Source organism: Iodobacter arcticus (assembly GCF_042664895.1).
Lineage (GTDB): Bacteria > Pseudomonadota > Gammaproteobacteria > Burkholderiales > Chitinibacteraceae > Iodobacter > Iodobacter arcticus.
This window is the reverse complement of sequence record NZ_JBHTBQ010000033.1, coordinates 32,587-46,844: the sequence shown is the minus strand read 5'-3', so window position 1 is coordinate 46,844 and position 14,258 is coordinate 32,587. Positions and strand designations below refer to the sequence as shown.

The 14,258-nt window shown below is 51.5% G+C and carries 14 protein-coding genes and 1 pseudogene; 5 read left to right on the top strand and 10 right to left on the bottom strand.

Annotated elements, in window-relative coordinates; all coding sequences use genetic code 11:
* Positions 1-78: 78 nt before the first annotated feature.
* Positions 79-672 (bottom strand): GNAT family N-acetyltransferase, encoded by a 594-nt coding sequence (locus tag ACFQNF_RS14365; protein WP_380188622.1) that lies wholly within the window; start codon positions 670-672, stop codon positions 79-81.
* Positions 673-779: 107 nt separating this feature from the next.
* On the bottom strand, positions 780-1,808 hold the full coding sequence (locus ACFQNF_RS14360) for a hypothetical protein (protein WP_380188621.1): 1,029 nt from the start codon (positions 1,806-1,808) through the stop codon (positions 780-782).
* Between the two features lie 127 nt (positions 1,809-1,935).
* Between ACFQNF_RS14360 and ACFQNF_RS14355 the strand changes: the two genes are divergently transcribed.
* Positions 1,936-2,484 carry a ClbS/DfsB family four-helix bundle protein gene (locus ACFQNF_RS14355; RefSeq protein ID WP_380188620.1) on the top strand — a complete coding sequence of 183 codons (549 nt, stop codon included), beginning with the start codon at positions 1,936-1,938 and terminating at the stop codon, positions 2,482-2,484.
* Here ACFQNF_RS14355 and ACFQNF_RS14350 read toward each other — a convergent pair.
* Positions 2,430-3,245 carry an isocitrate lyase/PEP mutase family protein gene (locus ACFQNF_RS14350; protein WP_380188619.1) on the bottom strand — a complete coding sequence of 272 codons (816 nt, stop codon included), beginning with the start codon at positions 3,243-3,245 and terminating at the stop codon, positions 2,430-2,432. The two genes, ACFQNF_RS14355 and ACFQNF_RS14350, sit on opposite strands and share 55 nt — an antisense overlap.
* A 290-nt stretch (positions 3,246-3,535) precedes the next feature.
* Here ACFQNF_RS14350 and ACFQNF_RS14345 point away from each other — a divergent pair, with 290 nt between their 5' ends.
* Both ACFQNF_RS14345 and ACFQNF_RS14340 read left to right on the top strand, forming a co-directional pair.
* A complete protein-coding gene (locus ACFQNF_RS14345) occupies positions 3,536-4,405 on the top strand; it encodes a bifunctional transcriptional activator/DNA repair enzyme AdaA (protein ID WP_380188618.1) in 870 nt (289 codons plus the stop codon).
* A gap of 25 nt (positions 4,406-4,430) precedes the next feature.
* Complete coding sequence (locus ACFQNF_RS14340) at positions 4,431-4,982, top strand: DNA-3-methyladenine glycosylase family protein (protein WP_380188617.1); 552 nt, start codon at positions 4,431-4,433, stop codon at positions 4,980-4,982.
* Between the two features lie 30 nt (positions 4,983-5,012).
* On the opposite strand, the pseudogene ACFQNF_RS14335 reads toward ACFQNF_RS14340, so the two are convergent.
* The 5 genes and pseudogenes from ACFQNF_RS14335 to ACFQNF_RS14315 form a co-directional block, all read right to left on the bottom strand.
* Positions 5,013-5,156, bottom strand: a pseudogene (locus ACFQNF_RS14335) (IS3 family transposase); the annotation flags it as partial.
* Between the two features lie 149 nt (positions 5,157-5,305).
* Positions 5,306-6,526 (bottom strand): C-terminal helicase domain-containing protein, encoded by a 1,221-nt coding sequence (locus ACFQNF_RS14330; RefSeq protein ID WP_380188616.1) that lies wholly within the window; start codon positions 6,524-6,526, stop codon positions 5,306-5,308.
* A gap of 50 nt (positions 6,527-6,576) precedes the next feature.
* Complete coding sequence (locus tag ACFQNF_RS14325; protein ID WP_380188615.1) at positions 6,577-8,001, bottom strand: DEAD/DEAH box helicase family protein; 1,425 nt, start codon at positions 7,999-8,001, stop codon at positions 6,577-6,579.
* A complete protein-coding gene (locus ACFQNF_RS14320) occupies positions 7,998-9,995 on the bottom strand; it encodes a phospholipase D-like domain-containing protein (RefSeq protein ID WP_380188614.1) in 1,998 nt (665 codons plus the stop codon). The genes ACFQNF_RS14325 and ACFQNF_RS14320 overlap by 4 nt, the downstream gene beginning before the upstream one ends.
* On the bottom strand, positions 9,995-11,314 hold the full coding sequence (locus ACFQNF_RS14315; protein ID WP_380188613.1) for a hypothetical protein: 1,320 nt from the start codon (positions 11,312-11,314) through the stop codon (positions 9,995-9,997). Before ACFQNF_RS14315 ends, ACFQNF_RS14320 begins: the two co-directional genes overlap by 1 nt.
* 191 nt (positions 11,315-11,505) lie before the next feature.
* Here ACFQNF_RS14315 and ACFQNF_RS14310 point away from each other — a divergent pair, with 191 nt between their 5' ends.
* Positions 11,506-11,904 carry a DNA glycosylase family protein gene (locus ACFQNF_RS14310; protein WP_380188612.1) on the top strand — a complete coding sequence of 133 codons (399 nt, stop codon included), beginning with the start codon at positions 11,506-11,508 and terminating at the stop codon, positions 11,902-11,904.
* A gap of 15 nt (positions 11,905-11,919) precedes the next feature.
* On the opposite strand, the gene ACFQNF_RS14305 is transcribed toward ACFQNF_RS14310, so the two are convergent.
* A complete protein-coding gene (locus tag ACFQNF_RS14305; protein WP_380188611.1) occupies positions 11,920-12,810 on the bottom strand; it encodes a LysR substrate-binding domain-containing protein in 891 nt (296 codons plus the stop codon).
* An 85-nt stretch (positions 12,811-12,895) separates the two neighbouring features.
* Between ACFQNF_RS14305 and ACFQNF_RS14300 the strand changes: the two genes are divergently transcribed.
* The gene (locus tag ACFQNF_RS14300) at positions 12,896-13,228 is read left to right on the top strand and encodes a DUF2917 domain-containing protein (protein WP_380188610.1); all 333 of its coding nucleotides are present in this window, start codon (positions 12,896-12,898) and stop codon (positions 13,226-13,228) included.
* Here ACFQNF_RS14300 and ACFQNF_RS14295 read toward each other — a convergent pair.
* Positions 13,115-13,996 carry a PhzF family phenazine biosynthesis protein gene (locus ACFQNF_RS14295; RefSeq protein ID WP_380188609.1) on the bottom strand — a complete coding sequence of 294 codons (882 nt, stop codon included), beginning with the start codon at positions 13,994-13,996 and terminating at the stop codon, positions 13,115-13,117. The genes ACFQNF_RS14300 and ACFQNF_RS14295 overlap by 114 nt on opposite strands.
* Positions 13,997-14,258: the final 262 nt, after the last annotated feature.

The window sequence follows — 14,258 nt, the reverse complement described above, 5'->3', positions numbered from 1 at the left end:
TTTACGGGTTTCTGAGTATTTAGGGGCAAGCACTGCGGGTAAGTCCAGGCAAGGCTAAGTGCCCATCTTGTTTAAGAATCAGACAAACTGCCCCAGCGGCAACCCCAGTGCAAGGGTGGTATTCGCAAATGCCGCAGCGTGGTCGGATGCATGCTCAGACAACATGCGAAGCAGCACCACCTTGCCCAGCTCCGTGCTAGATAATGCGCCCGTATCATGGCTTCCAATCACAGCCACGCCAGAAACCGCTGGCCAGCCTGCTTTGGCGTAGAACGAAGCTAGTGGTGGATCGCAAGTAAACAAGCCGATATCAGCATGGCTGTTTTCAATACAGCGAGTGACTGTACTGACGACTAAACTACTTAGCCCCTGCTTCTGATAGGCAGGGTCGGTTGCAACACAGCTCAATGCGGCCACGCGAAAGGTCTGCCCGGCGTGGCTAAGTGTAAAATTCAGCACCGCAGCGTAGCTGAGCAGGCGATTGCCCCGATATATAAAGCAGGAAAGCGCATCTAGCGCCGGATCATGCTCCTCTGGCACGGTTTCGCCCTGAGAGGGAGCAGACTGATCAGGCCATACACGATGCATCAGCAAGGCAATATCCCGCCGCACCTGCCCAGAAGTCTGTCGGTAAGGCAGGATGCTCAGCAAGTCAGAAGAGACGGTACTCAAAGAATTAAAACTCCCAGATAGCAGATAAAATATGAGCTGCGAAAAACTGTATTTAGCTGCCCTTTGCACGTTTTGTTAAGACAAAGAAGCTGCTTTTTACAAATATGCTAAAGTGTTTTTAACACCTCATCCGTAAAATATGGCTCGTCCTCTACCCAGAAAATATAATCCAAGCCTAAATAATTCTGGCCAAAATCCAGAATATCGCCCACTGTGTTCTTTTTGCCGGTCTTAGGGTTAATCTGGCGAAGATTACCATCCTGCACGGCCATGCCTTTGACTAAGCTATTAGGATAATCTTTAAAAAAACCATAGCTCTGCGCCATATGGCTTTTGCGGTAAGGCATTAAATCCGGCCCACCCACGCCCATTTTTAACGATTGGGCCAAGGCAAACAGACCGCGCATATAGCCCTTATCATCGCCCGGCAGCCATTCATCCGGCAGAAAATTTAAATAAACCATGGCGGTGGATTGCTTAAATGCGCCAGCCAACACGCGCATATTGTCGCCAATCGCATCTACATAGGCCTTAGGGCTGAAATCTTTTGGAAAAGTAGTGCTGCCATCGGCGTTTTCAGTGCCGATATCAATCGAGCTTTCGCTAAAATTAATCCCTGCAATCTTGCCATCAAATTCACGGCCCAATTGCTGGATTAGTTTTTGATAGCTCTCCCGCACCGATGGCTCCCACATTTTGGCCGACCAGCCATATTCATCATCCGTCACCGGCTTATTGGGATCGCGCTCGGGCGCACTCAACATGCTTTGCTTGACTACACCACCTTTAAAAACAGGATCTTGCCGCAGATAATCAGGCACATTCACACGGGGCGTAAAAGACTTTTCCTGCAGCTGAATCCACAGTTTTTTATTCATCGAATTCAAATAGGCAATATCCGCTTTAATGGCACTAAAATCGTAATGATCTTTCCTTGGCTCCAGATCCCGCCATGTGTAAACAATTTGCGCACCACTAAAGCGTGGATCAAGCAGACCCTTATCCGCCTTGATATTTGCGCCGTCTGCCTCGCGGTGATTAATATAAATAAAATGCTGCAAAGTAGGTGCGGCGGCCAAAGCCGCCGAGCTCATTACGGATAAAACCAGAGCAAAACTGAATAATCGGCTAAGCATAATAGCTCTGCATGGGATGATGAATGCTAAAGTTAACCTGAATATGCCAGAGCAGATACCCAGATTATTTACATATCCTGAGTAGAATTTTATTTATGCCACTCAATTAATTAGCAGGGGTTATGCCATGCCACTTCCATGCAATAAAGCAGAGCTGCTTCTGAACTTTGACAGCGCTTATTCCAAGCTGATCAAAGAGCTCGCCACCATACCGGAGCAAGATACAAGATTGCCCGAAATAGAAGGAAAAATATCAGCGTGCGATTTACTTGCCTATCAAATAGGCTGGGGCCAGCTTTTATTGCAATGGGATAAAGACGAGTTACAAGGGAAGCCCGCACAAATGCCTGCGCCGGGTTTTAAATGGAATCAGCTTGGGCTGCTCGCCCAAAGCTTTTACGCCCGCCATTGCAATTCATCACTCAGCCAATTACATGCTGAATTTGCCGAATTAGCCGGACAAATCCGACAATTTATTCTGGATAATGAAGAAAGCACGCTTTTTGAACAGGGCAAAAGGAAATGGGCGGGGGATAAATGGCCAATCGTAAAATGGATACAAGTCAACACCATTGCCCCCTACCAAAGTGCGTGCTCAAAACTGCGCAGATGGAAAAAAAATCAGGCTCTGCCCGCTCCTGATCTCCCCAAGGCTTCGGCCTCTGCAAAGCCATAAAAACGCTCACCCATCAATTGCCAGGTGCCCGCCTCACGCGCCTCAAACGCAATATCGCGCAAGGTGCCCATGAGTGCCAGCATCGGACAAACACCCAGACTCACCCGACGCACGCCTGTGGCAAACAAGGCCGCAGCGGAAGGCGCGCCTGGCATGGCCATGACGCTGACGGGGCCATTTACCAACTGGCAAAGACGCGTTAACGAGGGCAAATCAACTAAGCCCGGCACAAACACCATATCGGCCCCAGCAGCCAAATAGGCATTGGCCCGCTCTACCGTGATGGTTAAACGCTCTTCCTCATTCACGCCCAAGCCCAGCAAATAGGTGTCAGTACGAGCATTAATCCACAGCAAACCTCCCGCCGCCTTGCGGGCCGCGCAGATTCGTTCCACTTGAGCGCTTAAATCAAACAGCTCCGCTGCGCCATGCTGGCGATCTTCTAAATTCACCCCCGCCGCAATCACCGCCTTGATGGTCGCGGCCACCGACTCGGGGGAGCTTCCGTAGCCCGCTTCAATATCTGCAGTCACGGGCACATCTACCGCGCGGCAAATGGCCGCCAGCTCGCTGAACATCAGTTGGGGATCAATTTGCTCGCCGTCTTTAAGTCCACGTGCATAGGCCATTCCGCCACTCGTTGTGCCAAGGGCCGCAAAGCCTGCGGCGGCAAAAACCCGCGCACTGCCTGCATCCCAAGCATTAGCCAATAAAAATTGGCCCTGATTGTTTAGTGTGCGAAATTGCTGAGCAAGTTGCATGGTGCGTCTCCTAAAAAAACCGCATCTTGCCGCGAAGGCAAAGACTAGGCTAGCGCTTTTCGGACGTGGGCATGGCTGTAGCTTAAAAGTTATGCAGACACTGGGAACCCAAATCTTGAACCACGGAGAGCACAGAGAACACGGAGTTTCACGGAGAAAACTTATCTCGGTTTTCCTCCGTGACCCTCTGTGTTCTCCTTTTCCTCCGTGGTTTAAGACTTGGGTTCTCTAGCCCTGCCACGTCCGAAAACCGCTAGCCCGTATCAAACTTGCCTGTCATGATTCCGCCCATGGAACTCGATCACGATATTTGCTACAGAGCACTTGCCAGCCGCGATGCGCGCTTTGATGGGCGATTTTTTATTGCCGTCAAAACCACCCGCATCTATTGCCGGCCCATCTGCCCTGCCCGCACGGCTAAGCAAGTGAATGTTTTATTTTTTCATACCGCAGCCGAGGCTCAGGAGCTGGGCTATCGCCCCTGCTTACGTTGTCGGCCCGAGGCCGCACCGCATTCTGGCGCTTGGCGTGGCGTATCTAACACAGGATTTTCCAATACGGTCAGCCGTGCGCTCAGGCTGATAGAGAAGGGGGATTTAGATGAGGGCACACCTGCCGCTCTAGCCGAAAAATTAGGCGTGGGTGAGCGCCAATTGCGCCGCCTGTTTGAGCAATATGTGAGCGCATCGCCACAGGGCGTGGCACAAACACGGCGTGTGTTACTCGCCAAGCAGCTGATCCACGAAACGGCCATGCCCATTACCGATATTGCTTTTGCCGCAGGCTTTGGCAGCGTACGCCTCTTTAATGAAGTCTTTCAGCAGCTTTACCAGCGTCCACCCAGTGATTTACGCCGTGATAAGCAGGCCGGATCATCTAGCGGCGTTACCCTGCTGCTATGCTATCACCCACCTTACGATTGGCAAGCCATGCTGGCCTATTTATCGGCCCGCGCTATTACGGGGCTAGAAATCGTAGAGGATGGCATTTACACGCGAACCATCTGCATCAATAGTGTGCAGGGCACGGTGTCGGTACAACAGGCAAATAGTCATGCGCTAGCAGCCACTATTCGTTTTCCCAACTTGGCCGCCTTGCCACAAATTATCGCCCGCCTCAGGGCCATGTTTGATTTAGCCGCCGACCCAGACATGATTTAACCAGCAATTAGCCAGCGATCCACTGATGGCAAAGCTCACCGCCAAACGAGCCGGCCTGCGTGTACCCAGCGCTTGGGATGGTTTTGAGCTGGCAATGCGTGCGGTACTTGGCCAGCAAATTACCGTCGCCGCCGCGATTAAACTCGCGGGCAAAATGGTGGCGCAATATGGCGAGCCATTAGCCACACTCGATGCGCAACACCCCTCTTTAAGTCATGTTTTCCCCACAGCGGCCATCTTGAGCAAGGCGAATTTCACCGGCATGCCACAAAGCCGCGCCAACACCCTATCGGCGCTGGCCACCGACTTTGAGGCCGACCCTAATTTATTAAGCAGCGGCAGCAACGTGGCCGAGACCTGCACCAAATTGCTCGCCATTGCCGGCATTGGTGACTGGACCACCCAATACATCGCCATGCGCCAATTGCGCGAACCTGACGCCTTTCCCGCCAGCGATGTCGCCCTGATCAAAGCCATCACCCAACTAGAAGGGCCGTGCAAACTCAGCACCAGAGCCGAAACATGGCGGCCTTGGCGTGCTTATGCGGCGCAACATCTTTGGACTGAGGTAGCCTGAAATCCGTAGACACGCTTATTTGGCAAACTTTATTAAACCTTCTTTGGGGCGTTTTTGTACCAAGGCCAACATCAATGCCGTACTCACTAACTCTTTTGTCATTCGACTATCCATCGCATAACCGACGATCTCGCAGCTAAATACATCCTTGATTCCAGCCAAATAGAGCCAGCCCTAGGTCAAAATTCGATCGACGGAGTGGGTCAAATTTCAATCGACGTGAACAGCCCCGTCAAAACTTTACGGTTTTTCTCACTCATTTCGGCCTATTTTTTCATGGCAGAAACCATATTTAAACTACTGTCTGTTTGGTTGGATCCACCCTAGGATCTGTTGTATGTGCTTGGTGAAAAGTTTGGTGCTACATCCGCAATTTCATCTAGGTAAGCACGCATTTCTGGGTCTTTTTCATTGCTCATATTAAGCACAATACCGTGTAGTTGAGCGCGTAAATCTGCCCAGCGTGTGCGTAATACTTGCCAATTATGTTCATCGTAAGTGCCTTGAAAAATGACTGGCCGTATATCGATTTTTGGAATATCGGCAGATTCACCATCGCGCTTAATCACTCGATCCAGCTCCTGCTGCCAAAAGCTACCAACCCGATCAACGCGGCCAATTTGTTGTTCAACCACACCAGGATTCCACTCTGGATGGAGCAAAATCACAGTTTTGCAAGCTTCGTGCAGATTCAGACCCTCTCGGCCAACCATTGATTGCGCCACCAACACCTTGATCGAACTGTGCGGACGATTAAATGCCAGCTGCATCATGCGTCGACTGTGCTGGCTGGTACCGCCGTACATCAAGCGAGCAAACGTGCCTTGGCTGCTGCCGTACTCATCGTTTAGGCGCTGCTGTAAATGTGGCCACAAGCGCTCAGCTTCCTGCTCATCGAGTTGGCCATCGCCGTTCTCATCGCCTTCATTGCGTTCGCACAATGCCTGCATCAGATCAGCAAAGGCTTTGGCATAACTCTCAGGGCATTGCAACTCGATCGACTCACCCAATTGCTCGGATAGTGCACGGCTAACCAGCGCAAGGGCGTGAGCGTCATCTTCGCCCTCTTTGGCATTGGCCAACACGGTGCAAAATGCACCGTAGAGACTACGCATATGAGGCTCATGCCCTTGGCGAAAGCCCTCTTCAAGCATCCCTAGCAGAGCATTACGCTGGCTTTTCCGACGCTTTTGCAGCTCACGGTATTGCTCGGCCAATGTCACATCCAGCACGTCTAAACATAAATTTGACTGCAATTGCTGATGCGCAGCACGCACAGCTGGCCAATCGCTTTCATTGGCTCTTCCATCTACTTCCCCATGCACCTTGGCTTGAGGCCAGGGCCGGCCTGCAGCAAGTGAGCGCAACATGGCACGGGCATTCAGCAGTTGCACCAAGCAAGTTAACGGTCGAGTAAAGCGACCAAAGACCAAGGACTTTTCACCGCGCTCACTGACCTCTTCAATGGCCGCCACTGCTGCTAAGGTCGCAGGATGGTTGAATAATACTTCATCTCCATTTTTATCAATGAAGGGTTGCTGCATAACCGTGCTCCACCATTGCGCACGCTGCAGGCGTTTAAACTCTGCAGGGCTCAACGAGGCTTTGTCTGTCGCTGCTGGTTGATTTGCCGCCAGCTCATCGGTTCGCTATCTTGCTCGGCAACATAGCTGGGACTATCGATTACGGCCGCGAGGCCATGACCATTACCCATGGTCAGACGCAGACGTTTGAGCTGTTCATTCTGGCTGTCGCGCAGGCCAACCGTCACCACTGACAAGGCTTCGGCCGCGCATACTGCCTGCTGCCAGGCGGGATCAAGCGTTGCCACATCAATGGCAATGTCGCGCTCTTGCCGATAGGCGTCATGGGAGAGTTGGGTCGCCTTTACAAACTGCTGTACGGCTTGGTCTTCGCGCTTATCGCGGCGCAGGACAAAAGGAGACAACGCAGCCTGAAAGCTTGCCGCCGCTGCGGCATAAGCGGCTCTGACAGCGGCATCGCTAGGGCTGGCGCGGACTTGCTGCACCGCATGGGCATAGCCTGTTACCGCACTTTCGACGACCTGCAACTGCTCTGGCTTGAGCCCAATACGACGCAAAATCTGCTGCCACTGGCTAACATCCAACTCAACAGGTGTCGCGGTCATGGCAAAGCGTCGGGAATCAGACGATGTTTGGATTAAGCGCCCAAGCAAGCCAGATAGGCCACTGTCATCATTACGACTCTTGTGCGCCTCGTCGATTACGACCAGATCAAAGTGCCCCAAACCTAGGCCGACCACCTCTTCAAGGCAGGGGCGGAGAGCCTCATATCGTTTGTATTCGCTTGCATCCAAGGCGCCTGGCCATGGCGTACGGTTTATTAGTGCATCCATTTGTTGATACAGCGGATGCTGGGAGCCTGCAGGTATGGCGTTACAGATGCTGGTAGCCGCATTTTTCATTGAAACGTACTCAGCCCAAGGATAATTCAGGGCCTCATTCTGAAAGTAACCTCGCGGAAAACGCCCTTGGGTTTTCTTGCGCCAATGGGCATACACCTCAGGCAATAATGCCCAGCGCCATGCATGCGAATCTTGACCCAAACGCCAATTAGAAAAGCCATGAGAGACCATAACTACCGACTCTGCAAACCATGGTTTCTGCTCGGCAACCTGTTCAGAGTCCCAGACTGAGATGTATTGCCATAGGCTGCGCAGTAGCGGTGCAGCTTTAACCTCACCACGGCTTAACTCTTCCTGCCATTGGTAACCCAGCACCGGCGGCACCAGTACCGCAACGCGGCCACCGGCAGCAACCACAGCTCGGATCACCGCAACGGCAATGCGGGTTTTTCCCATGCCGACTTCATCCGCCACGATCACCCCATTGACTGGTAACCGTTTAGCCAAAGCACGCACACTGGCGCACTGCCCCTGATTCAGCCAAGGGCTAGGGTTTGTACCGAAGCCCTGCTGCTGGACGAGCTCAAGCAACTTGTCTGCAACAACCTGCCATCCTTGAAATTGCTGATTCATTGCGGCTCTCCAATTGGGCATAGGTTTGCTACATCCCAAGACGTCTCGATTCGAGCCAGTAAGGCTCGATAATTCGCCCCTTCAGGGCTCGACGCCTGCTCGGCAAAAACGGGCAGGAATGCCGCTTCGCGCAACGGACTTAGGGGGTTGAGGCGCATAGCCCGGAATATGCTAATAACCGGATCCTTTGCAACTTGCAGCAAGGACTGCTCAAGCCGCGTGCACCAGGCTAACCAGTCGAGTGGGTGCAGATCCACCTGCTTGGCAGCTATCTGCTCAATCAACGCCATCATCCGGCGGATCGGGTAGCCGGTGCAGCCAGCATCAACTACTGCAGCAGCACTGGTCTGCCCCGTACTACCTGGACTCTCTTCAAGCTCATCCAGCGTCTTGTCTTCATCCACAGCGGACTGCGGGAAATTAGCCAGTTGCCACCAGACCTCATCCAGATCCAACACAGGCATAGCCGTTGCGGCTAAGCGCCCTAACTCATCCAACACGGGCAATACAGCACGATGAACCTGACCAGCTATTGACCACTGAATAGTCACCACTCGCGGTGGAGGACCAAGCCATTGCCACTCGCCTGACTTCAAACTGACGCACGCGACACCGTTAGCATCTAGCGGCGTTACTGGCACTTCAGTTTGCTCAGGGGCGCGCAGCGAACTGCCCTCCTCTGTTACTTGCCAATTAAGCCACGCCAGCGGCGCAGCTAGCGGGCCCCCCTCATGCTCGGGCATTGGCTCACCAGCCGACAATTGCTCAAAAGCTGAAATATCCGTGTCCCACTGCACTGGCAGTAGATTGGTAATAATTCGTGCGGCGCTTACATCCCCCTCGGCGCGCCAATACACCCCCTCTGGGCTAAGCAACATGCCGGCTTCAAGATTGCCACCAGCGGTTGACATCGGATTGGCGAACCCTGGGCCAGTTAAGTTGCCAGAGCCTAAGTAAACCCAAGTACTGCTGCAGCGTGCGCTGTCCTCTCGGTAGTTAGCGGAGAAAATAAACTTCGCATGTAGTGAACGCGGCATCGCCGAGCCAAACACCTCAGTATTCTGAGCCGCAGCACGAATGCTGTAGCCAGCGGCCTGCATCGCACTTAATCCCTCAGCAACAGCTTGGCAGGCACCAGGATTAACGAAAACGTCAACTTCCGGACGTGCAGTTAATAGACCCGCTTCTTGCAGCGTCTTAGTGATTTTACTCAGCACCGAGGGTAGCTGCCCTTCTCCATTGACGCCCTCGAAAAACCCCGAGCCCATGCCGAGATAATTACGTTTAACGTCAGAGGCATGCAGCTTGATCAACGGCACCAGTTGTGTCAGCAAAGACTGCTTGCGGTTATCAAAATAACGCGGGGGTGCATTGGCCGTGCTGTGTCCAGCCACAGTACTTAACCAGCCGCTTAGCCGCTGCATGGACTGCGCAGTTAAAGAGCCTGACTGGTGACTGGATTTGGCATGCAGAATTCGTGTATCGAAATAACCGCTAAGCCACTCCAGCATCTGCCAAGCAGTACGGATGTCCGTGCAGTTTTGTCCAAGCCAAGCGGGCTGTTGGTGTACATGTTCACTGCTGCACTCAATACACGAGACCAGATCGAGCGACTCAGTAACTGTTTGTACAGTCCAATTACCTGTGGATACGATCAAACGCACTAGCCAGCGATGCGGCTCTTTTTCATGGCGAAAGCCCAGCACAGCCACTTTTGCATGCAGTAAAGCAAAAGGCTTTTTTTGTTCCGACTTGAAGATCAGATGCGCGACCCCTGGGGCATCCGTCAAGGGAATGGCCGCATGCGCGGGGTCGAGTATCACTGCCAGCGTAAGTTGCCCCTGATAGGCGCGCTGCGCCGTGGTTTGCCGAGTAAAACGCTCAGCAGCCTGATCGAGAAAATTACAATCGGCAGAATAACCACACAACCAACCAAAGCTACCTAAATAGTGATCGGGCGCTTCAAAATGATGCAGCAGAGATGGCGTGGTCATTATGATTCTTCGCTATGCGTGAGTGGGGCTGCGCTGAGCCATGTATCCAGATCGCCATGCAGGTCGGCGTTCAAATAGAACAGATTACTCATGCGACTCGACATGCCTGCAGGCCATTTCAAGCGCCGTTGATCAGCCTCTTCACCCGAAACTTCAGCCTCAGCATGATTAGAACTGGAGCTACCCTCAAATGCTGGGCCTGGCAATACAACGGAGCCCATCAGGCGCAACACACGCCCGTCACGCTCGACCAAATGCCGAACAATTGCCGCATTCGCTTCAGCGCTGCACTCACGACTAAATTGAAGGGCAGTAGGCTCGCTATGGCCCAACACCAAGTACTCAGAAGCCCGTTGACGCAGCTTAGCGAGTGCCGACAGCACCGAGTTCGGCAACGTCGATTTGTTCAAGTCAAAAGATCGGCTATCCGGCAAGGTTCCGAGATACAACTCCAGTGCATCAAGCACCTCTAAACTCTGATCGCGCAGCGCAAAAAAAGCCGCGCCGGTTTGTAGATCATGCCAATGCTCTACATCGAGCATCGTTGGGCGGCTATCCCAACTGGGCACTTGCTCTGGTTGCTGACGCAGCCCTTCAACCCATTGCAGGGCATTGCGCCGGCGTTGCTTGCTGGCATGCGGCTCGGTTTTGCTGCCGCAATGCAATACATCGGTCAATAGTCTCCGAAATGTTTCGTCCATTGGCTCAAGAGGTGATAAGGATGCATAGAGAATTTTTTTATAGCGCGCCTTGTCCACGTCACACTTACCTTGGCTCCATTGGTAGATGTTTTCGAAAAGTTCACGGCCATAGACGCCATTTGAATTGGTGCCTAAGCCGAATCGACGTAAACACTCTTCACTAAGTTGGTACTGGTTAAAACGTGTGGCATCAGATTGCACTAAACCCAGCGCAGGTAAAGCCTTCACCGTTACCATACGCATCGGCTGCGTTACGTAAAAACTAGATTTAGATGCTCTTTCAAATGTTATTTCTTTATTGTTTTTAAGCTTGTTTGCACCGCGCAAGCGAGGGTCTGGTTTCCAGCCATTATGATCAAGCGCAAGCCAGCAAGATAACGCTTCAATTGCATTTGCACATTGAATATTTGTATTTTTTTGATTATTAATTTTTAATTTGCTAGCTAATGCAACTCCTAATAAGGCATACCAAAGCTGCTTGCCATACCAGACCCCACCAATCCCAGGAACGGCTTGTTCATTAAAAAACCGGACTGTAAATCCTAAACCTAATGTTCTGGCTCTTCGCGTAGAAGTAACCGTATCAGGGCCGAGCAACCCCCATGTTATTCCGTTCATTTGAATCCTTTATTATTGTTTAGTTTTAGGTATGCATAGAATGAGCGCTGTTAGAAAATAAAACTCAGCCGAAATTGCCCCTTCACTCGCTCTATTTAAAACTTTAACTGATATCGGCATGCCAAGATTGGTCATAATATTTAATGCGTACGCACTGATCCAAGCCTTCTTTTTTTGCTGAGGCAATTCACATGTTTTCATCGTATTGCCAAAAATACGCTGGTACTGCTGCATGGCCAGTTCAGCATGATTGCGTAAGTTGTAGCCCACCATTTTTTGCCAGCACCCTATCGGCGCTGGCCACCGCCTTTGAGGCCGACCCTAATTTATTAAGCAGCGGAAGCAACGTGGCCGAAACCTGCACCAAACTGCTCGCCATTGCCGGCATTGGTGACTGGACCAGCCAATATATCGCCATGCGCCAATTGCGTGAACCTGACGCCTTTCCCGCCAGCGGCGTCGCCCTGATCAAAGCCATCACCCAACGAGAAGGGCCGTGCAAACTCAGCACCAGAGCCGAAGCATGGCGGCCTTGGCGAGCTTATGCGGCGCAACATCTTTGGACATCACAGGCGGATACGATCGCTTAGAAACTAGTCTTTTTCTCACGAATTACGCCCATTCACAAAGTCATTAGCCTGCCCAATAATCCAAGCAGAGAAATCAGCTAATTTGCGGCTGGCGCTGCTTCTTTCAGGCCAAATCAGCCAATAGGGGTACTGATAAGGGACTTCTATCTCAGTGATTTTCACTAAACTACCCGCCGCAATATCGCCGCTCACCAAAGATAGGCGGCTCAGTGCAATCCCATGCCCTAAACGAACTGCTTCAACTTCTAAATTGCTGTCGTTATACGTATAAGCAGGCTTAGGCCGCCAATCTGCAAGGCCCGCAGCCTGACACCAACTAGTCCATTGGATGGCAGGATTAGCAATAATCACCGCAGTTTTCACCTCTGCTAACGTTTGTGGGCGCGGCGTAAAATGGGCCGCGGCGACTAAAAGCACGGTTTCATCCATTAAATGCTGCTGTTGCAGCCCCTCCCAATTACCCGTCCCCATGCGAATCGCTAAATCAAGCAAGCCATCACTCATATCCTCAAAACCTAAGCCTGCACGCAAGTTGACGGTGTATTGCGGGTATTTCGCTTTAAAATCAGGCAGACGCGGCAGCAACCAGTGCAGGGCAAATGAAGGCACCACGCCGATGGTGATGTCATGCGGCTTGGGGCAACTTTGCAGCCTTTGGGTCGCCTCTACCATATCACCCAAAGCACCCCGCACCCGCAGCGCGTAAATCCGCCCCTCTTCCGTCAGCAGCAGCTTTTTCCCTTCGCGCAAAAACAACGACAAACCTAAAAAGTCTTCCAATGTGCGTAATTGATGGCTAATCGCGCTATGCGTGACATGTAAGGATTCTGCGGCTTTAACCACACTCCCCAAGCGCGCAACCGCTTCAAAAGCACGTAAAGCCCCAAGGGGCGGCAATGCGTTCATGTTAGTTTTTCTCACACAAAGGCTGAAAATTGATCAGCAACACACTTGATATTCTTGGATATAGTGAATTGATTATGCCAAGGAAATGAAAGATATGTTCACCTATCTAAGAATTAACTTACAAGCAGGTGAATTATTTATGATCGATTTAGCCCATGCGGCCCACATGAGCGGTGAATCAGGCGAATTGTGGCTAACCCACGATCGCTTCAGTGAAGATTTTGAATTAAAGCAGGGCACGCAGCTTGCTCTACCCAAGGGGAAAGTGCTGATTGAAGGCCTTGGGCAGTTTTCAGTTTATCTTTTATTTGGAGCAGGACAGTTCAATCTCCCGCTCAGTCAAATTCAAAGCCTTGCCTCCAACCTTAACCTGCAAAATAGTATTTCCTTCCGTTGTCAAAGACACCACGACTTCTGAAGGCATTTCCATCGAATAGCCCTGCTCCATGACAATTTTTTTTGCTTGTAAAGAGTTAACTAGCCCCTGTTGAAACAGATATGAAGCAAGAGCACCGTTAGACGTCCCTGTCGCGGATTCCTCTGGAATGCCATAAAGTGGTGCCAAGTTTCTACAGTGGGCCATCCCTTCGTTCAAAGTCTCTAGTGTGAATACGTGAAAGCCCACGACGTTCCGCTGCCTGCTGATGTCGGCAACTCGGTCAAAGTCGGGCTTCATTTCGTGAAGGATTTTCAAGGACTTGACCGGAACCATGATATCCCGGATGCCGGTGCTCACTATCTGTACGGGCATACCCGCCATAAGTTCATTCACATTCAGATTCAGAGAACCTGCAATATCAGCAGGTTCTAAAACGTCAAAAAAACTTGGGGCTTTCTGATCCATCAGGATCGACAAATCATCGGCTACAACCACTTTCATCAACCCGGCTTTGGTTTCCTGCGTGTACTGGCCGGGCCGCACGAATCCCAACTTTGCCAGAGCAAAGAACGTTGCTATCGTGGCATGCCCACAAAGATCCACTTCATCTGTTGGCGTAAAAAAACGCACTTTGAAGTCCGCGACACTGGATTTCATCAAAAAGGCTGTTTCGCTGAAGCCAATGATTCTGGCAATTTCATGCATTTGCGATTCAGTCAAAGCGTCCGCATCGAAGACGACTCCGGCTGGATTGCCGCCTTGACTGGTCTTCGCAAATGCATTGAGTGTGTAAGCTCTGATTTTCATGTTTCTGATTCCTACCCATTCTGTTGGCGCTGATTGAAAACTGACCTAGGGCAGATTGCTGATTTTTGTCCTAGCACGCAATTAATCTAGGTCAAACCACAATATTGCTGCTGACCCGCCGCTGTGGGTCGGTCTCTGCCTACCGATCAGGCCACGAAGTATACGGGTCAAATCCGATACAAATGGCTGATCAGGTCGAAAGAATGGGGTAAAACATGCGATTTCACTCCGCCCGAGGCACAAACCACCGATGATTTACGAG